This window comes from Acinetobacter sp. WU_MDCI_Abxb74 (genome assembly GCF_025513915.1).
Taxonomy (GTDB): Bacteria; Pseudomonadota; Gammaproteobacteria; order Pseudomonadales; family Moraxellaceae; genus Acinetobacter; species Acinetobacter calcoaceticus_C.
Genome location: NZ_JAHPRP010000008.1, coordinates 39139 through 58866, shown reverse-complemented (window position 1 = coordinate 58866; position 19728 = coordinate 39139). Strand labels below are relative to the sequence as shown.

At 35.8% G+C, this 19728-nt stretch carries 16 protein-coding genes; all 16 read right to left on the bottom strand.

Annotated features, from left to right (window positions below; genetic code table 11):
• Nucleotides 1-31 precede the first annotated feature (31 nt).
• A complete protein-coding gene (galE, locus tag KTH84_RS13760; RefSeq protein ID WP_262473630.1) occupies nt 32-1048 on the bottom strand; it encodes a UDP-glucose 4-epimerase GalE in 1017 nt (338 codons plus the stop codon).
• On the bottom strand, nt 1041-2711 hold the full coding sequence (gene pgi, locus KTH84_RS13755; RefSeq protein WP_262473628.1) for a glucose-6-phosphate isomerase: 1671 nt from the start codon (nt 2709-2711) through the stop codon (nt 1041-1043). Before pgi ends, galE begins: the two co-directional genes overlap by 8 nt.
• Nucleotides 2708-3970 carry a nucleotide sugar dehydrogenase gene (locus tag KTH84_RS13750; RefSeq protein ID WP_262473627.1) on the bottom strand — a complete coding sequence of 421 codons (1263 nt, stop codon included), beginning with the start codon at nt 3968-3970 and terminating at the stop codon, nt 2708-2710. Before KTH84_RS13750 ends, pgi begins: the two co-directional genes overlap by 4 nt.
• Before the next feature lie 117 nt (nt 3971-4087).
• Complete coding sequence (galU, locus tag KTH84_RS13745; protein WP_262473626.1) at nt 4088-4963, bottom strand: UTP--glucose-1-phosphate uridylyltransferase GalU; 876 nt, start codon at nt 4961-4963, stop codon at nt 4088-4090.
• 11 nt (nt 4964-4974) lie between these two features.
• Entirely contained in the window at nt 4975-6849 is a 1875-nt protein-coding gene (locus KTH84_RS13740) for a polysaccharide biosynthesis protein (RefSeq protein ID WP_262473624.1), read from the bottom strand.
• 141 nt (nt 6850-6990) lie between these two features.
• Nucleotides 6991-8166: a DegT/DnrJ/EryC1/StrS family aminotransferase gene (locus KTH84_RS13735; protein ID WP_262473622.1), complete on the bottom strand. Its 1176-nt coding sequence runs from the start codon at nt 8164-8166 to the stop codon at nt 6991-6993.
• A gap of 26 nt (nt 8167-8192) precedes the next feature.
• The gene (locus KTH84_RS13730; protein ID WP_262473621.1) at nt 8193-8852 is read right to left on the bottom strand and encodes an acetyltransferase; all 660 of its coding nucleotides are present in this window, start codon (nt 8850-8852) and stop codon (nt 8193-8195) included.
• The gene (locus tag KTH84_RS13725; RefSeq protein ID WP_262473619.1) at nt 8849-9457 is read right to left on the bottom strand and encodes a sugar transferase; all 609 of its coding nucleotides are present in this window, start codon (nt 9455-9457) and stop codon (nt 8849-8851) included. The genes KTH84_RS13730 and KTH84_RS13725 overlap by 4 nt, the downstream gene beginning before the upstream one ends.
• Nucleotide 9458: 1 nt before the next feature.
• Nucleotides 9459-10670, bottom strand: coding sequence for a glycosyltransferase family 4 protein (locus KTH84_RS13720; protein ID WP_151743754.1), 1212 nt, complete (start codon nt 10668-10670; stop codon nt 9459-9461).
• Complete coding sequence (locus KTH84_RS13715; protein WP_316249458.1) at nt 10667-12481, bottom strand: heparinase II/III family protein; 1815 nt, start codon at nt 12479-12481, stop codon at nt 10667-10669. The genes KTH84_RS13720 and KTH84_RS13715 overlap by 4 nt, the downstream gene beginning before the upstream one ends.
• Nucleotides 12478-14616 carry a bi-domain-containing oxidoreductase gene (locus tag KTH84_RS13710; RefSeq protein ID WP_262473614.1) on the bottom strand — a complete coding sequence of 713 codons (2139 nt, stop codon included), beginning with the start codon at nt 14614-14616 and terminating at the stop codon, nt 12478-12480. Before KTH84_RS13710 ends, KTH84_RS13715 begins: the two co-directional genes overlap by 4 nt.
• Nucleotides 14616-15725 carry an EpsG family protein gene (locus KTH84_RS13705; protein ID WP_262473613.1) on the bottom strand — a complete coding sequence of 370 codons (1110 nt, stop codon included), beginning with the start codon at nt 15723-15725 and terminating at the stop codon, nt 14616-14618. Before KTH84_RS13705 ends, KTH84_RS13710 begins: the two co-directional genes overlap by 1 nt.
• On the bottom strand, nt 15726-16661 hold the full coding sequence (locus KTH84_RS13700) for a glycosyltransferase (protein ID WP_262473612.1): 936 nt from the start codon (nt 16659-16661) through the stop codon (nt 15726-15728).
• Nucleotides 16651-17889 carry a hypothetical protein gene (locus KTH84_RS13695; RefSeq protein ID WP_262473611.1) on the bottom strand — a complete coding sequence of 413 codons (1239 nt, stop codon included), beginning with the start codon at nt 17887-17889 and terminating at the stop codon, nt 16651-16653. The genes KTH84_RS13700 and KTH84_RS13695 overlap by 11 nt, the downstream gene beginning before the upstream one ends.
• Complete coding sequence (locus tag KTH84_RS13690; protein ID WP_262473609.1) at nt 17886-18452, bottom strand: acyltransferase; 567 nt, start codon at nt 18450-18452, stop codon at nt 17886-17888. Before KTH84_RS13690 ends, KTH84_RS13695 begins: the two co-directional genes overlap by 4 nt.
• Nucleotides 18453-19706, bottom strand: a complete 1254-nt coding sequence (gene wecC, locus KTH84_RS13685; RefSeq protein ID WP_262473608.1) for a UDP-N-acetyl-D-mannosamine dehydrogenase — start codon at nt 19704-19706, stop codon at nt 18453-18455.
• Nucleotides 19707-19728 lie beyond the last annotated feature (22 nt).

Below are 19728 nucleotides of genomic sequence, written 5' to 3'. Positions count from 1 at the left end.
AAAGGAGCGATTCGCTCCTTTTTATTGGTATTTAATTATATCCATTAGGATTTTGTTTCTGCCAGTTCCAGCTATCCTTGAGCATATCCTCTAAACTATGTTGCGGTTGCCAACCCAACTCAGCAACTGCACGGGTATTGTCTGCAAAAGAAGTCGCAACATCGCCAGCTCGACGTGCTACAAACTCAAAGGCTACAGGCATACCATTAACTTGCTCAAAGGTGTCTTTAACTTGCAAAACAGATGAACCATTACCTGTACCGATATTCCATGCTCGGCAACCTTTCGACTGTAATCGGTTATTTAGAGCACACAAATGCGCATTCGCTAAGTCAACCACATGAATATAGTCACGTACACCAGTGCCATCTACCGTGTCATAGTCATTGCCATAAATGGACAATTTTTCACGGCGACCCACAGCAACTTGAGTCACATACGGCATTAAATTATTTGGAATACCTTGTGGATCTTCACCAATACGTCCACTCTTATGTGCACCTACCGGGTTAAAATAACGAAGCAATGCGATTGACCATTCTGGATTAGACGCTGACAACTTTTGCAATAATTGTTCAACAATCAACTTGGTATAACCATAGTTGTTACTTGGCATACCTGTTGGCATGTCTTCATTTAATGGCGATATATTGGCTTCGTCATACACCGTTGCAGAGGAGCTAAATACAAGTGTATAAACACCAGCCTTTTCCATCGAGTTAACCAGTTGAATGCTACCCGCAATATTATTATCAAAATAAATGAGCGGTTTTTCTTGGCTTTCACCTACGGCTTTTAAACCCGCGAAGTGGATCACAGCGTCAATTGAATGACTCTGAAAAACACGATCAAGCTCATCTGCATTACGAATATCACCCTGCACAAAAGTTAAACTTTTTTGAGCGATATCTTGAACTCTATTTAGAGATTCTTCTGAGCTGTTTGATAGATTATCAAAAACAATAACGTCATGACCAGCCTGCAAAAGCTCAACACATGTGTGTGAACCAATATAACCTGCACCACCCGTGACTAGAATTTTAGCCATCTACTTTTCCTAACAATATTTTAATTAATCCACGCGTTGAAGCATCAAGTGTTGAAAGGTCATTTTGAACACCGTTTAAAATCGGAAGTAGCTGATCAGCAATCTGCTTACCTTTCTCAACTCCCCACTGATCAAATGGATTAATATTCCAGATCACAGACTGCACAAAAACTTTATGCTCATATAAAGCAATCAACATTCCTAAACTATAGGGGTTTAATTCTTTCAATAATAATGTAGAACTTGGTTGATTACCTTCATACTGCTTATAAATTGGTAAATTCTCTAATTCAGTCGAATCTAAAGCTTCGTTACCAAAGGCTAGTAATCTTGACTGTGCTAAACAGTTTGAAAGTGCAAGATGATGTTGTTCGACTAGGGCTTCTGCATTTTCAACATAGGTAAAATGATCTGCATTATAACGTTGTATCGGTGCAATAAAATCACAGCTTACCGCTTGAGAACCTTGATGTAACAATTGATAGAAGGCATGCTGAGCATTTGGTCCAACCTCACCCCATATAATAGGGCAAGTGTCTAACTCAACCTTTTGTCCATTGCGCTGTACAGATTTACCATTAGATTCCATTTCAAGCTGCTGCAAGTACGCAGCAAAATATTTTAAACGTCCGTCATAAGGTAATACCGCATGGGTCTGAATATTTAAAAAGTTATTATTCCAAACACCCAACAGCCCCATTAAAACAGGGATATTCTGCTCAAAACTCGTATTTTGAAAATGCTCATCGACTGCATGAGCCCCTGCTAACAGTTGTTGGAAGCCTTCAACACCAATCGTTAGAGCAATAGGTAAACCAATACATGACCATAATGAATAACGACCGCCAACCCAATCCCAAAGTAGTAATTGGTTTTCAGGGGCAATTCCCCATTCGGCCATTTTGTCCGCTTTTGTTGATACTCCAACGAAATGACTTTTTAAAACTCTGGCATGTTTTCCTAAGGCTTTTTCAAGCCACTGACGCACCGTTTGAGCATTTGATAAAGTGTCAATCGTACCAAAAGACTTAGATGAAATAATAAATAAAGTTGTTTCAGGACGAAGTTGATGGAGTAATTCTGATAACTGGCTACCATCCATAGTAGACACAAAGTGAACATTTAAAGGCTTAGCCGTTTTTACTTTGAAATCAGACAACGCATGAGTGACCATTTGTGGTCCTAAATCAGAACCACCCACCCCAATATTTACAACGTCTTGAATCACCTCACCAGTTGAACCACGATATTGTCCTGCATGGATTTTTTCCACTAAGGCATACATACGTTGTAACTGGTTATGAACTTGTTCTGTTAAATCTGGGAACTTCGAATAGTCAGCAGGTAAACGCAATGCCCAATGCATTGCTTCACGTTGCTCAGTACAATTAATTTTATTTTGTGAAAAAAGGCGATTAATCCATTCAGTTAAATTTTTAGTATTCGCGAGAGCTACTAATTGTTCCAAAATATCTTTGGTTAAGCGGTGCTTACTATAATCAAAAAATAATTGATCAAATTTTACAGAATAATTTTGAAAACGATCTGGCTCTAAAGCAAACAACTCTTTTATATGTAATTTTGAGTTTTTTTCACCTAAAGTTTGCAGATGAGCTAAAGGTGAGACTAATTCCTTTGGAAATTGCTCAATTGATTTACTCATAAGCGACCTACTCCTTCATAAGCAAAACCTTTAGCCTTTACATAAGCAGGATCATAAATATTACGCCCATCTAAAATTAAAGGATGCTTCATTAATTGTTGTAGTTGCTTAAAGTCAGGACTCCAATATTGCTTCCATGCAGTGACTAGACATAACGCATGAGCATCTCGTACTGCCTCATATTGATCAGTACATAAAATTAAATCTTCACGATGCCCATAAGTTGCAGCTATTTCATCTAAAGCTTGAGGGTCATGCAGACGTACTATTACACCTTGCGCCCATAATGCAGCTAATAAAATATGAATTGGTGAATTATGTATATTTGAAGTGTTCTCTTTAAAGGATGCACCCCAAATCGCAACTGTTTTACCGTTTAGGCTACAGTGATAATAATTCCATAACTTACGGAATAAAATTTCTTTCTGCTGCTCATTAATCGCCCAAACTTGTTCCAAAAGGCGGCTTTTTGTTCCAGTTTCAGACACAGTGCTCGAAAGTGTTAAAATATCATGCGAAAAATTCTCACCGCCAAATCCTACACCTGGCGATAAATAGGCAGCACCAATACGTGTGTCAGCAGCAATACCATGCTTTACATTCGCAATATCAATACCTAACTTTTCAGCGACCATAGCCAAGTCATTCATATAACTAATGCGGGTTGCCAACATGCCTGAAATACTAAGTTTGGTGAACTCAGCATCTAAAATTGGCATAAATAAATATTGATAACTAAATTGGAAAAAAGGACGCAATAACTCTTGCATAGTTTCACTTGCATCTCTAGATTCTACACCGATAATGACATGCTTTACATTTAATACGCTGTTGATGGCATTACCTTCTTGAATCACATCAGGAAAGTAAACCCACTCATCTTTTGGCAAATGCTGTTTTAATTTTTCTGTACCGTGCAAACCAAAAGTAGAACCATTAATCATTAAACGTGGGTGAACAATTGGTCGTTCACTCAATTTCTCAACCGTTTTTAATGCAAGTTCAATTTGTGTAGGACTAAAACAGAATAAATAAACTTCAATATCTAAAGGAATCTCAGAAAAAGGGCTCTCTTTTAAGAAACCCGCTTTTCGCTGTTTATTTAAATAATTATTTACGTCTTGATCTTGATACGAAAGTACAGAAATATTTTCTTCACAGGTGACACTTGTACACCAGTAAATTTGATTACCATATTCAGCTAATAACGCTGCCATCACGCCGGCATGTAACGTTGTTCCAAATACTGCGATTTTCATTGCACACCTGATTTTTTCGTATTTTATAGATTTCTCTTCCCTTTACAGGAAGAGAATATACTGCTCAGCTACTATATTCAGTAGTTTTTACAAATACTTAAGCAGAACTACAAAACTTTATAATTTAAGTTCTTGAATCAGCTGTTTAAATTCCAATCCTAACTTAGGGTGTGCAACCCCATAGTGTAGTACAGCTTTCAAATAGCCAAGCTTGCTGCCACAGTCAAAAGTTTGACCTTGCATCCGATAGGCTTCAACGGTATCAGTTTGTTGAAGCATCGCAATAGCATCAGTTAACTGAATTTCATTGCCCGCCCCTTTGGGTGTATTTTCCAAAAGCTGCATAATCTTAGCAGGTAAAATATAACGGCCAACTACAGATAAATTAGAAGGTGCAGAACCTATAGCAGGTTTTTCGATAATTCCCTGCATAGCAATACTTTCACCTTCATTCGGGCTCTGCTTCACATCAACAATTCCATATTGATCTACAAGATGACCTGGTACTGCCTCAACCATGATTTGAGCAGCTTGACTTGCATCATAACGTGCAATCATACGAGTTAAATCATTTTTCCCTGAGTTATCTTGAACCAATACATCTGGCAATAACACAGCAAAATCATCTTGCCCAACAATACTTTTCGCACATAAAACAGCATGCCCCAAACCTAAAGGTTGAGGCTGCCTTACACTTACCACACTCACATGAGAGGGAATGATGTGCGTAATTTCTTTAAGTAAATCGAATTTTTTCTTTTGCTCTAGAGTCGTTTCTAGTTCAAAGTTTCGATCAAAATAGTTTTCAATTGATGCCTTAGATGAATGAGTAACCAAAATAATTTGCTCAATTCCGGCTTCTACAGCTTCACGCACTACATATTCAATTGCAGGACGATCAACCACTGTGACCATTTCTTTGGGAATTGACTTACTTGCTGGTAAAAAACGTGTACCTAATCCAGCTACAGGTAAAATTGCCTTTTTAATCACACATTCACTCTCTAATTAACCATAATATCTTTACTACGTTTATAACCATCCACATAGTGTTCGAGTTGACAAAGCGCCCAATCAATATCTTTTTGAACAGCAGTCATATTATTAACCCGCTCAAAAACTTCTTGAATCTCTGTAAGAGGATAAAACTTTTCAAATGATCGAAGAATTCTACTGTGCTCGGTGTATTCAGTATTTTCTTGATCAATTAATAATTCTTCGTAAAGTTTTTCACCTGGGCGTAATCCGCTGTAGTGAATTGCGATATCCCCTTGTGCTGAGTCTTGTTCACGCACAGTTAAACCACTTAAAGAAATCATTTGTCGAGCTAAATCTTGAATACGAACAGGTTCACCCATATCAAGTAAAAAGACATCTCCGCCTTTACCTAGAGCACCAGCTTGAATAACTAATTGAGATGCTTCAGGAATGGTCATAAAGTAGCGTGTTACATCAGGATGAGTCACAGTAATAGGACCACCTTTTGCAATCTGATTTTTAAATAAGGGAACTACAGACCCTGAAGAGCCTAATACATTACCAAAACGTACAATACTAATTTGAGTTTGCTTTTGAGCTTCAGCCATTGCCTGACAATAAAGTTCGGCCATGCGTTTTGAGGCACCCATAACATTGGTTGGACGTACGGCTTTATCAGTCGAGATTAGAACGAATGTCTCGACACCCTTTTTCACAGCTGCATTTAAACTATTCGCTGTTCCAATCGCATTGTTCTTGAGACCAGCAATAGGGTTACATTCTACTAAAGGTACATGTTTATAGGCAGCGGCATGATAAACAGTCTGTACACTATACTGCTCAATAATACGCTCTAATTTTTGTTGATCCTGAACAGTACCTAAAATTGGAACAATTTCACATTGAGCGCTTAGACGTAATTCTCTATCTATGCTGTAAAGAGCAAATTCCGTAATTTCATAAATGATCAACATTTTAGGTTGATTTTTAATAATTTGTCGACATAACTCTGAGCCAATAGAACCACCGGCACCTGTTACCATTACGATTTTATTATGAATATTTTTTGCAAGTAAATGATCTACAGGTGGTACTGGGTCACGTCCCAATAAATCAACAATGTCTACTTCACGAATATCAGCAACTTTTAGTTCACCATCAACTAACTGAGTAAGGCCAGGAAGTTCCGTAATTTTAAGATGTGCAGGTTCTAACTGTTGAATAATTTCACTTTTACGTACGCGACCTACTGAAGGTAATGCTAATAAAATTTCATCAGTTTTATATTTTTCAAACCGTTGTAAAGCTTTTTCTAAAGATAGTACTTTTAAACCGCCAACCATATGGTCTTGCAAAGAACTATTATCATCAATGAAGAAGACAGGTAAATGGTTGCCAGAACGATAAAGCACAGCTGCAATTTGCTGACCAGCATCACCTGCACCATAAATTGCGATACGCTTTCTCTCTTCCCCTGTGAGTAATGCAGCTTTTACAATGAAACGGATAAATGCACGGCTACACCAAATCCAGCTAAACATTAAGAAACCAAACATCAATGGAATTGAGGTTGGAACAAAAGCTGCCGAGAATGCATTTAGGCTATATAAAACAACTACCATCAGTGCAACAGCAAGCGCTAATTTTGCAATAAAGGCTTCGTTAAAAGTACGGACAATAAAGCGATATACCCCTGTTACCATTAAACTTAAAATAGCCACGATAGTAACGATGGCTACTCCATAGTTAATGCCTGGAATAACCTCAGCACCTAAGTCAAATAAACGGAGGGCGTAACAAAACCACAAAATAACAGGAAACGCAAAAAGGTCTACAAGAACCAAAAAACATTGTTTGGCGAGTCTTGGGGCAGACGCAAACTGATAAATAATCTTTTTCACAATACTCTTCTAATCGTTCTAGTAACCGTGCGATATTTATACTCATTTCTCATATAACTAGAAATAAAATTTACGCAGCGGTTACATAACTTTAAATCAGATCATAATTCAAAAGAAAGCTATGTGAATAGCTTCACATTTTTATGATTGTATAGCTCTACTAACAACATTAATTGCACTAATTGTTTTTTCTATACTATCTTGGCTCAAAGTCGGATGTACTAAGAACATTAAGCTTGATTCACCTAATTGCTGCGCATTTTCCAAACGTTTTTCTGGACGCCATGGGGTACCATCAAATGCATGCTCTAAATAAACTTCTGAACAAGAGCCACTGAAGCAAGGTACACCTTGCGCATTAATTTCTTGCATTATACGATCACGTGACCAGCCATCTGGTAACGCCTCTAAATTTACTTGCACATAACATTTATAATGCGCATGAACATAATCATTTGAAGGGATATGAACGTTAAAGTAAGGAGAATTTTCAAACGCTTTTAAAATCTTTTCTGCATTTTCAGTACGCTTTTGTGTCCATTCAGTCATACGTGTTAACTGAATTCGACCAATAACTGCTTGCATTTCCATCATGCGCCAGTTAGTACCAAATGAGTCATGCAACCAGCGGAAACCTGGAGGGTGTTGTTTATTATAAATACTGTCGTAGCTTTTACCATGGTCTTTATATGACCACATTTTTTTCCAAAGCGCCTCATCATTTGTGGTGACCATCCCGCCCTCACCACCAGTTGTCATAATTTTATCTTGGCAAAAAGACCAAGCAGAAATATGACCGATTGACCCAGCAGCTTTTCCTTTATATTTTGCACCATGAGCTTGTGCGCAATCTTCAATAACATAGATGCCGCGCTCAGCAGCAAGTTGCATAATCGGATCCATATCGCACATCCAACCAGCCAAATGTACACAAATAATCGCTTTAGTATTGGGCGTAATTACAGCTTCAATCATACGACGTGAAATGTTTTGAGAATCTAATTCTACATCTGCAAAAACAGGATTAGCACCAGCGGTTACAATTGAACTTGCTGAAGCAAGAAAAGTACGAGACGTCACAATAACGTCATCACCGACACCAATGTCTAAGGCTTTTAATGCAACATCCAACGCAACAGTTCCATTTGCCAAAGCAACCGCATATTTTGTACCAGAAAACTCGGCAAATTCTTTTTCAAAAATTCTACATTCTTGGCCAGTCCAATAATTTACTTTATTTGATAGTAATACATTTTTGACTGCGTCAGCTTCTTCTGTAGTAAAACTTGGCCATGGTTCAAATGCAGTGTTTAACATTATGATTTCCTAATAAAAAATACTTCTTACTTTCTTTCTAAAATTCTGGCTGGGTTGCCGACAACTGTTACACCAGCTGGTACACTTTTAGTCACTACAGCACCCATACCAACAATAGCACCTTTACCAATCACTAAAGGTTTTTCTGGTGTGCCTTGTTTAATTACGGCTCCAGCACCTATATAGGCATGATCTTCAATATGAATGTTACCATTACATTTAACGCCTGGAGCAAATGTAACGTAGTCACCAATCACACAGTCATGCTCAACATAACTGTATAAATTAGCATGAAAACATTTACCGATTTTTATATTTGATGTAATTGAAACAAAAGGGCTCAGAGCCGCGCCTTCACTGATTTCAACGTTATCCATAATTACTGAATTATCAGCTTGCACGGACCAAAATTTAATACCATCAGCTACCAGCTGATTGGCAATTTTTTCACGAATTTGACTATTCGCAATAGCGATTAATACATACTTATTAGAATATTTTATTGATTTAAAAGTTTGATAGTTCACAGCTGTATGTCCGTTTACTATCTTTTCTTCTTGTAAACTATCATCAATAAAATAAATTTCTGCTCCGATACCCTGATGTTGGAGCTGTTGTCTGGCAACAGGCATCAAACTACGACCACAGCCTGAAGCACCATAAATAGCATAGATCGAATTACTCATTTATCTGCTTCCGACTTTGAACCTGTAAACTTGGTCATCGTCGCTTCACCCGCTTCATTAATATCATCTTTAGCGATTACTTTTTTAACGGTTTGTAGCATAATTTTAAAGTCTAACCAAAGCGATCTATTTTCAACGTACCATGTATCAAGCTTAAACTTTTCTTCCCAGCCAATTGCATTACGTCCATTCACCTGAGCATGACCAGTCATTCCTGGACGTACATCATGACGCTTTGCCTGTTCTTTATTATAAAGTGGCAAGTATTCCATCAGTAAGGGTCTTGGGCCAACAATACTCATATCGCCTTTAATCACGTTCCAAAGCTCAGGCATTTCATCCAAACTGGTAGAACGAAGCATTTTACCAAATGGGGTTAAACGCTCATTATCAGGCAAAGGATTGCCTTGCGCGTCTGTTGCATCTTTCATGGTTCGAAATTTAATCATTTCAAACGGTTTACCATGTAAACCAGGGCGAACTTGTCGAAACAATACTGGTGAGCCTAAGTTTTTTTTCACCTTATATGCAACATAGAAATATAATGGCGAGAGTAAAGTAAGAGCAATAGAAGCAATAACAATATCCAGTAAACGCTTTAGCATATTATGCTCCTGTTACCCAGTCAGAGAACTTTTGAGAAAGAATGGATCGATTAAATTGTTCTTTAGCAACTTGCTGACCATTTTTACCCATCTGATTGAGTTGCTCACGTTGATCCGCAGCTTGTTCCAGCGCATCAGCAAAGGCTTTTGGATTTTCAGGTGGTACAGCAAATCCGCATTGTTCCTTTGTGATTAACTCAGCTAACCAGCCCGGATAGTTATTTAGGACTGGTAAACCTGCCGAAATATAGTCAAAGAATTTGTTAGGCGATGTACCATAATAAAAAGCTGGAACATTCGCTAAAATTTGCAAACCAATATCTGCGCTTGCCATAAGACCAGCCAACTTTGCTTTGTTAACGGGATCATGAAAAACTACATTATCTAATTGAAGCTTTTCAGCTCGCTCCATCAATGCTTTTTTCTGCATACCATCACCGACAAGAACAAGTTTAATATCTGTTCTTTGACGGTCTTTCAATTCTACAGCTACATCTAACACAGCATTCAAACCATTTGCCAGGCCATGCGTTCCTGTAAAAATTGCCATCAAGTCAGCTTCTTCTACGCCTTCAGGGCGCCATGGTTGGTGATCAGAAGCAAAAATGTCTAAATCACATCCATTAGGAATAGAGGCTACTTTTTCTGGTGCAATACCACGTTTGATTATGCCATCCACAATTCCAGGGGATAGACCAACTAAACGATCAGCAGAATGATAAGAAGTCCACTCAAGTACTGACATCATCCATAAAACAATAGGGTTTTTTATTACACCCATAGCTTTCGGAAGCTCAGGCCATAAGTCACGCACCTCAAAAACAAAAGGTTTTCGACGTAACCATTTAGCAAAAATACCTGGAATGCCTGCTGTTAAAGGTGTAGTTGTTGCAAAAACAATATCGTATTGCTCTGTCAAAGCAACTTTAATTGATTTAAATGCGAAACTTAAAAAAATTAGAATTCGTTTTAAAAACGATAAACTATTTGAATAAGGCAATTCAAATTCAATAATATCAATACCATCTACTACACCACGGCGTACCCCCTTATTAAAAGGTTGGGTTAAACCAGTCTGACCAGCACCAAAAGAACCACAAACCATAGTGACTTGATGCCCATTGCGAATCAATGATTGAGCCATTGCATAAGAACGAATCCCAGCTGACCCTTTTGGTGTAGAAAAATGCTGATGGAAATATAAAATCTTCATATTATATCTTTAATTACGGTAAAAATCGTAGTCGGTTGTGTTGCTGTAATTTCCAGAACAGGTAATTTAGTCTTTTGATAATAATATCTCGACTCTTCACCCTCGGTGAGATGAATAGAAATAGAATGCTCAGCTTCTAAAATTATCTCAACTTTTCCATTGGTTAAAATATTATTGTTTAATATCCAGTGATCCGGTTGTAAACGCCAACGTAAAATAGCTTGCTGCTGAAAACCAGAAATATTATCTACTACTTCTATTTGATTATCTGTTAATAAAACTTTACGGTGGTGTTCACATTGCCAATAGTCTTGGTAGCCACAACCAAACTCATATGGTTTATAAGTTAAATTTTTTGGAGTAATCCAAGCACCAAACAAGAAGCGACTTAAACGTGGCATTTGTTGGTGTTTATCAAACTCAACTGTATTGTGACTTGCAACGCCTGAGAAATAATCTAAGTCTTTTGGTGATGAATTATAACTATATGTACCACCATCTCTTAATATATTCTGACCTTTAAACCAGACATCTAAATGCAATCCATCACACTGACTTGGACGAAACTTAAATTTCGGCAACTTAAAAACAACAAAGAAGTTATTATTTTCAGAGGTAATTAAACCACTCTCATTGAAAATTTGGTTTCGTGAAGGCAATTTAAAGTTTTCTTTTTCCAATTTATGTATGTGGAAAAAGTCTAAACTTTGATCATAAGTTCCTAAGTCTTGATAGTAACTATGCTTGTGGAATAAGGTACTAGCCAATTGAACTGTTGGTCTAAAATCACGATAATCGGTCTGGCTTACAGGAATAAGTTTAGCGCCATCGTTTGCTCCTAGATTAGGAACATCACCATTAGCCTGAGTTAGTACATATAACCAGTCGGTAGCTTTTTGCAATTGAGCATATAAACTTTTTGAAAAAGGCTTTAGGTTTAATTTCTGACATACGATTTCAGCTAGACAATACGAATCCAACATGACTCGATGGTAATTAATTGAGTATTGACTAAAGCCACCATCTTGCATGATAAGCTTATTTGCCCTATTAACTAGCCATTTCTCACCTAATCCTTGCCATTTTTCATATTGTGGCGAAGGTTTATTCGCATTTAAGAGTGCTCCACCTATATAAAGTGCAGCTGCCTCAGAGGTTCCATGATTATTATCTTGAGCAATTGCATAATCAATAGTTGGTTCAATACGTTTTAAATGAACTTCAATAAAACTTGAGATGTTATCATTTAATTGATTAACTTTTCCCAAGCCAATAACTGCACTAATAATATGCATGACACGAATAGATGCTTCCTGTCCGCATTTCCAATTTGGCCCTAAATAAGCAGGATTATTATTGCACCAATCATTCAACCATAAATCGAGTTCAACTAAAGCTTGACCATTCTTTACCCGACATTCTTGCAAAACAAGATCAATGAGCCAATCAAAACGTGAAGCTTCCCATATACCTTTAATATCCCCTACCTTTTCATCAAAATCTGGGATTTGATACCATGGCTTCTCTATATGTTGAAAAGTGTGCTGAGTTAAAGGACTATAAAACCAATTCGGGAATTGCCCCGCCAATGGATATTTTAAATATCCAAAGGCAGTTAAAGTTGATTTGACTGGTATATTAATTTGTTCAGATTGTCCACTTTGATGAAAGAAATAGCCCGTTGGCAATTGTGCAGACAGCTTTTGAACAGGATTCAGTCCTGTTTTTACACCCACACGATATTTAAAAACTCTAAACAAATTAAACAGCCCTAATGCAAGAGCTGTTTGACCTTTCATGATCAAACTCATGTTTGTGCTCTTAAAATTTCAGCAACCTGAATAGTTACCCTAGCTACTTCAAAAATTTCATCAGCTGGGATAGGTGTTTCTTTACCATTACGGATACTTTCAACGAATGCCGCTGCGCAAGCATCTTGACCTTTATCTTGTCGCCATAAATTCATTTTATTAAACCCTGGCCAACCAAAAGCTTTAAGTTTTCTAAAGTTATCTAATTGCAACACGCGGCCTGCTGTAAATACTTCCACACGCTCTTTAGGAAAATTTGAAGCTCCATTTGCTAAATAGAAAATTGTTCCAAAAGAACCATCTTCAAAACCAAGCGTAATTGAAGCTTTATCCTCTAGAACCTGTACCGCATCAGTTTCGCCCATACGTCTAGCTTGTACAGAAACAATTTTGGAACCTGCCAAAAAACGCATAAGGTCAATAAAATGGCATGCTTCACCAATAATACGCCCTCCACCTACAGCATTATCTTGTGTCCAATGATCTGCAGGAATAGCACCAGCATTCATAGTCATAATAAAGCTTTTCGGTTCTTTTACTGTATTAAGCAAAGCTTTCATTTTTTGTACTTGTGGTGAAAAGCGACGGTTAAAACCAACCATAACACGAGCATATTGATTACTGTGTATATTATGGTTGTAAACAGCTTCTACCTTTTCTATTTCTTCATAAGTAAGTGCTAATGGCTTTTCAACAAAAACATTCTTACCTGACGATAATACTTTTTCAACAAAATAAGCGTGACTATTGTGACGTGTAGCAATGGCTACAGTATTAATATCTTTATTATTTAATAATCCCTCAATATCTGTAGAAGCTTCAGAAAATCCAGTTTTTTCGCCATGGATTACGCCATTAATACCGCCAGAAGTCACAATGGTATGTAGTTGAGAAGAAGCCTTTTTAAAAGCAGGGATTAAGATACGAGAGGCATAGTTACCCGCACCAATAAAACCAACCACAGCATTCTTTGGCTCAATTGAAATTGGGCGTAAAACTACTCTTTTTTCTAAACGGCTTTCTACTGGAGAGGTATATTTTAATAAAAGCCCTAATCCAGATTTATCTTCAGTAAGTGCATCATAAGCTTTCGGCGCATCTTCAAATTGAAAGCGCTGAGTAATAAGCGGCTCTACATTTAATGTACCAGCTGCCAACATATCTAACACTGCAATAAAATTACGCTGTTCAGTCCAGCGAACAAAACCTACAGGATAATCATTACCTTTATCTTCATATTCAGCATCATAGCGTCCTGGTCCATAAGAACAAGAAACTTGGAAGCTTAGCTCTTTTTCATAAAAATCTGCTCGGTTAAGCTCCAAACCAGTTACACCAACTAAAATAATACGGCCACGCTTTCGGCTCATACGTGCCGCTTGTATTACTGGATCACTCACTTTTGTCGATGCCGTAATAATTACACCATCTACACCAACACCACGGCTGAAAGCTAAACCTGCTGCCACAGGATCTTCACCTTTACCAGGATTACAAACCTCTGCACCAAATTTTTTTGCTAGCTCTAGTTTACTTTGGTCAAAGTCGATTGCGAGAACGCGACAACCATTGGCTCTTAACATTTGAATAGTTAACAAACCAATCAGACCAGCACCAGTTACAACAAAGCTTTCACCTAAGGTTGGCTGAGCAAGACGAATACCTTGTAAACCAATACTAGCAACTACCGCAAATGAAGCAGATTCATCATCAACATTATCTGGGATTTTTGCACAAAGATTTTTGGGTACCTTAACCATATCAGCATGAGGGCCGTTGGAAACGACACGATCACCAACTTGGAAACCATCAACTCCAGCACCTACTTCCTGTACGAGACCGACATTACAGTAGCCAAGAGCTAAAGGCTGAGCTAATTTCGATTTAACCGCATCATAAGTAGTCAGCAGCCCATCAGTTTGTACTTTCTCAAGCACCATTTTCACTTTTTCTGGTTGTTGCCGAGCTTTATCAATTAAAGAAGCTTTACCAAAACCCACTAACATCCGCTCTGTGCCAGCTGAGATTAGAGAAGTGGTAGTTGAAATAAGCAAATGACCTTTTGAACACTGGGGCACAGGAGCCTCTGTTACAGTCGTACCACCATTTGCCATATCTTGAAGAATTTGTTTCATTAGAAAATCTCAAATGCGCCAATATATAAAGTTTTAAATAAAATAGGAGTTAATAAACACATTACTAATGATATAATCTTAATACTTAAATAATGTTTATTAACATATAAAACGTATGGAATTAAAAAACCCATACAAAAATAATCACTAAATCTAGATAATCGCCCAGCTACATGAGGTTCACTAATAAAGGCAATATTAACGGCTATCCCAAAGAATACAACACCCACCAAACAAAATAGAAACTTTGTGTTAATTGGATAATTATTTAATTTGATAGTCCTTAAGAAATAAAATAAAATAGCAGGATAAATCAACACCGATAATAATCCTGTTAATCTAAAACCGCCACCTCCTCCACCATCTTCATCAGATACATAATGTAACTTAGCCAATGCAACTGAAGCACTAGGAAGAAAAGAAAATACTGTAGCTACAATATTTTCAAAAAAAGAAATAAAATGAAGAAATAAGAATAAAAACAAAGCTAATACGAAGTTTATGAATACAATGTTATTTATATTTAACAAATCTTTTCTAGAACTCAAAAAATATAAAAGTAAAATATATAAACCAATTAAAAAATATTGAGTATGAAAAGAAAAACCTATAAATAAAAATAAAATACCTAGATTTTTCCTATCATGGCATAACTTAAAAAAACCAATTAATATGAAGGCAAAAGATATAGAGGAACGAGGAGAGAAATAAAATAAAGTAGGTATAATAATAGGTAGAATAAAAAGAAAAAAATATTTTTTCAAATCATTGGGAAAATTTAAAAGTGCCAAAGAAAATAAAAAAGCTGAAAAAATAAAATTTAATGCTAAAAAGGCAGGAAATTCTAATTGAGAAAGTACTGATACAACAGAAGTGTACCATACATATAAAGGTTCTGCTGTTAAAGATGATACACTTTCAAAAAATGGAAATGTACTTATAAAGGTAGCATTATCATATGACTCTTTATAATAATCATAATCTAAACCTGTAGTAGGAAGATTTAATAAAAATATTGGTACGCCTAAAAGCAATATATAATAGCCAGCCTTCCTATTAAAAAAATACATCCAACTAGCTACTAAAGTAAATATATAATAATAAAACATCTACTCTCTCTCCAATACATTTCTGCTTTTAAGAAAAAGAAACTCTTCAGTATTATACACTTGCACACCTGAATACCTTCTACATACATCTGAAGCAATTACAGGAACCCCAAACTCTATAGCATCAGCGCAGGCTATTCCGAAACTGTCTTCCAAAGTAGGACGGATATATAAATCTGCTTTTGAAAGATAATAATTAAAAATATCCTCTTCTTTATCAATAAATACTTTAATTCTTGGATGATTTAAATTTAAAAGTTGATGTTTTAATTCACCTTCACCATAAAGAAAAAGAAATAAGTAAGCATTTTGATTTCTATTAATCAAATCAATTAATAGATGATGTTGATAAAGGGGTCGCGGAAATCCTGACCCAACCACAACTTTAAACTTGGACTCTTTTACTATATTTAAAGGCAATTTTTCAGATTCATCTATATCTATAAAACTTGCAGGCACATATGAATTTTCACTAACTAAAGAATAGTGGAGGTTAATACTTTTATAAAAATCTGCTTGTCGATCGCTTAAAGTATAAATCGTATCAAACTTATTCAAAATAAATTTTAATAAAAATTTGGGTAATCTACTCGTCAAATGCCCATGGTGTAGCATTAAAGACCACTTATTATTTATTTTTGGTAGAAAGATAAAAAATACCAAACTATTCCCAGAGGAAAAATTAAAGAAGAAATCCTTATTCCTATATTTTAACTGAGCTAAAAAAACCAGAAAAATAGCGATAATTTTATTTTTAGCTAACTTATAATGACCAGAAAAATTCTTAGGGATTCTTTTGTCTTCACTTGGATACAAGTCTAATAACATTATAACATATTGAGAGTAAGCCTTAATTAATCTGCTCAAGAAAGTAGTTACTCCACCAATTGGATTTGGTATTCCACCGACAATGATTGTTTCTTTATTAATTTTCATTAGATGCCTCCAGTTTCTCTCCCAAACTTGAAGGAAGACTAAAAATTTTATAAAAAATCATCAGATAAACACATAACATAATTAAAATATAGATTATTAGAAAAACAACAAAATCAAATTTAAAATTATAAATTAATGCTGGAAGTATAATCACCAATAGGAAGAATCTAACCCCTTCATATAACAAAGAAACATTCACTTTATTCCATAAAGGCAAAAGTGTTGTGAATGGTTGTAAAAGGCTATCAAAAACAAAATAAAATACTAAAGGCAACAGCAAATAAGAATAAGGCGACCACTGGCTTCCTAGAACTAAAAGCGTTAACTCATCTTTAAAGAAATAAGTTATTAATAGCAAGACAGATAAAACACCTAAAAAGAGTAAAAAACGAGTTAGAGAAAATACTTTATAAAAAGCGTTATAAAACTTTTCTTTGGAAGAAAATTCTCCATTGAAATATATAAGTAAATTCCGTCTTATTACATTTAAAGGAGCACTTATCATTTGAGAAAATACGAAATAAGCCCCTATTATTTTTTTATCGTAGAACATTCCGCCAACAAATACTGGAATAAGAGGTGTACTATACTGCATAAAACTTATTAAAGAGTTTTTTGCAGCTTCAGAAATATTTTCTTTATAAAACTTACGGAGAGATACTAAATTAAGCTCAACCGATTTATTTTTTAAGACAAAGACGAAGCCCATTAATCCTAATAAAAATTGAGACCCACCATAAGCCCATAACAATCCTTTTAATTCATATGGGGAAATGTAAGCTAAAGCAGCAATAACAAATACTGTTATTACCTGTATAAATCTCAACGTTATAAAATAATTATACTTTTTTTGGGCCACAAAAAATTGCGTGAGATTATTAAAAAGACTAAAACCAAAACCAAATAAAAATAGAATAAATAAGTTATAATCTAATAATTGAAAAAAATATTGAATAATAAAGAAAATTAAAAAAATAATTAAATTTAAAAAAAGGCTCGAAATATTAGATAAAAAATATGCTCCAACTTTATCCAATATACTTTCTTTTAATAAAATATAATCAAAACGCAATCCACCTATAATTGCCATTATTGATCCAAAGCTTGCATAAAATGCAAGCTCACCAAAATCATCCACCAAATAAATACGAGAAAAAACTAAAGTCGACAGCAACATTAATACCTGAACAAGAATGCCACTGCTCATTAACTTTATAAAAATTCTCATCTGCTAGTCCTTTCCTTAATTTTTTTCAAAGGAAGACCAGCATATACACTGTAATTATCTGTTGTTTTGCTTTTGACTATAGAGCTAGCACCAATAACACATCCTGTATGAATGACCGTATTGAGTAAAATCATACTATTTTTACCAATCCACACATCATCCTTTATTTCTATTTCACCAACCTCTAAACCTTGCTGTGATATTAACTCTTCCGAGTTTAAGTAATTATGCTGTGAGTCTCTAATTGAAACCCCTTCAGCAATAAGTACATTATTTCCTATTCTTACTTTATTGGACACAGCAATATTTATTGTGTTCGTTAGTTTAAGGTTATCTCCAATTTCGAGTACACCACCTGGCGGTATATCAAATTGTATAAAAGAACCTATATCGCATTTTTTACCAATCACAATTCCTTTATGTGGAGGATATTTAAAAATGACATTTTTCCCAACTTTGGGAACTCCTTTACAGATACCACCACATAAATTAATTAACAAAAATAATTTTAGGCCTCGATAGTAATCACCTAGTCTAAAAAAAAATTTGAATAGGTTATACATTTATAAAATGCCTTTCGTATCTACAACATAGGAAAAAGAGAAATCCATATTTTTAAAATGTTTATGATCAACCAAAATTAAATGGATGTCTGCTTGCTGATGCTCTTCAACAGAAATCAGTTTAATATTTGAAGGAAGCTGACTTGGGAGTTCATTGATATTTGGTTCTACTGCAAGAATATTTAAACCTTGTTCTGCCAATTTCTTAGTAATCTCTAATGCTGGGCTCTCACGAAGATCATCAATATCAGGTTTAAAAGCCAAGCCATAGCAAGCAATAGTTACATCTTGAATTGTCTTATTTGGATTAGCTTGTAAAAATTCGGCAATTTTAATTTTAACTTGATCGATGACCCACTCAGGTTTTGCATCATTTACTTCACGTGCGGTACGAATTAACCGCGCTTGCTCTGGCGTTTTAGCAACAATAAACCATGGATCAACAGCAATACAGTGCCCCCCCACACCAGGGCCTGGTTGTAAAATATTTACTCGAGGATGACGATTTGCTAGAGAGATTAACTCCCAAACATTAATTTCTAACTTATCACAAATAATAGACAGCTCATTTGCAAAAGCAATATTAACATCTCGGAAAGAGTTTTCTGTTAATTTACACATTTCTGCAGTACGTGCATTTGTTTCTATACACTCACCTTTCACAAAAGTTTTGTATAACTCACAGGCTGCTTTTGAACAACGTGGTGTCATCCCTCCGATAATACGGTCATTGCTAATCAGTTCTTGCAAAACCTTACCTGGTAATACTCGTTCCGGGCAGTGGGCCACTAAGATATCTGCTTTTTCACCTTTTTGCTGAGGAAAACTTAAATCTGGACGTGCTTCGCTCAACCATGCTGCCATTTGTTCCGTGGCTTCTACAGGAGAGGTAGATTCAAGAATAACAAGATTACCTTTTTTCAAAAAAGGAGCTAAGGCTTTCGAAGCTGCTTCAATATATTTTAGATCAGGCTGATAATCATCTTTAAAAGGAGTAGGAACTGCAACTATATATGCATCTGCTTCTAATGGTGTAGTTTGAGCAGACAACTTCCCTTGTGCAACAACATCACGTACCAATGCATCTAAATCAGGTTCAACAATATGTACTTTTCCTTGGTTAATCATATCTACAGCATGTTGGTTAACATCCACACCCGTAACTTTTAGTCCATGTGCAGAAAAAGTTGCTGCTGTTGGTAAACCAATATAACCTAAACCTATAACGCAGATATGTTTAAATGACTTATTCATATTCAATACTTTAAATTAAAAA

Bases quoted from the DNA above. Each gene is read 5' to 3' on its own strand.
- galE (WP_262473630.1), bottom strand. From the start codon at position 1,048: ATGGCTAAAATTCTAGTCACGGGTGGTGCAGGTTATATTGGTTCACAC.
- pgi (WP_262473628.1), bottom strand. From the start codon at position 2,711: ATGAGTAAATCAATTGAGCAATTTCCAAAGGAATTAGTCTCACCTTTA.
- KTH84_RS13750 (WP_262473627.1), bottom strand. From the start codon at position 3,970: ATGAAAATCGCAGTATTTGGAACAACGTTACATGCCGGCGTGATGGCA.
- KTH84_RS13735 (WP_262473622.1), bottom strand. From the start codon at position 8,166: ATGTTAAACACTGCATTTGAACCATGGCCAAGTTTTACTACAGAAGAA.
- KTH84_RS13730 (WP_262473621.1), bottom strand. From the start codon at position 8,852: ATGAGTAATTCGATCTATGCTATTTATGGTGCTTCAGGCTGTGGTCGT.
- KTH84_RS13725 (WP_262473619.1), bottom strand. From the start codon at position 9,457: ATGCTAAAGCGTTTACTGGATATTGTTATTGCTTCTATTGCTCTTACT.
- KTH84_RS13720 (WP_151743754.1), bottom strand. From the start codon at position 10,670: ATGAAGATTTTATATTTCCATCAGCATTTTTCTACACCAAAAGGGTCA.
- KTH84_RS13715 (WP_316249458.1), bottom strand. From the start codon at position 12,481: ATGAGTTTGATCATGAAAGGTCAAACAGCTCTTGCATTAGGGCTGTTT.
- KTH84_RS13710 (WP_262473614.1), bottom strand. From the start codon at position 14,616: ATGAAACAAATTCTTCAAGATATGGCAAATGGTGGTACGACTGTAACA.
- KTH84_RS13705 (WP_262473613.1), bottom strand. From the start codon at position 15,725: ATGTTTTATTATTATATATTTACTTTAGTAGCTAGTTGGATGTATTTT.
- KTH84_RS13700 (WP_262473612.1), bottom strand. From the start codon at position 16,661: ATGAAAATTAATAAAGAAACAATCATTGTCGGTGGAATACCAAATCCA.
- KTH84_RS13695 (WP_262473611.1), bottom strand. From the start codon at position 17,889: ATGAGAATTTTTATAAAGTTAATGAGCAGTGGCATTCTTGTTCAGGTA.
- KTH84_RS13690 (WP_262473609.1), bottom strand. From the start codon at position 18,452: ATGTATAACCTATTCAAATTTTTTTTTAGACTAGGTGATTACTATCGA.
- wecC (WP_262473608.1), bottom strand. From the start codon at position 19,706: ATGAATAAGTCATTTAAACATATCTGCGTTATAGGTTTAGGTTATATT.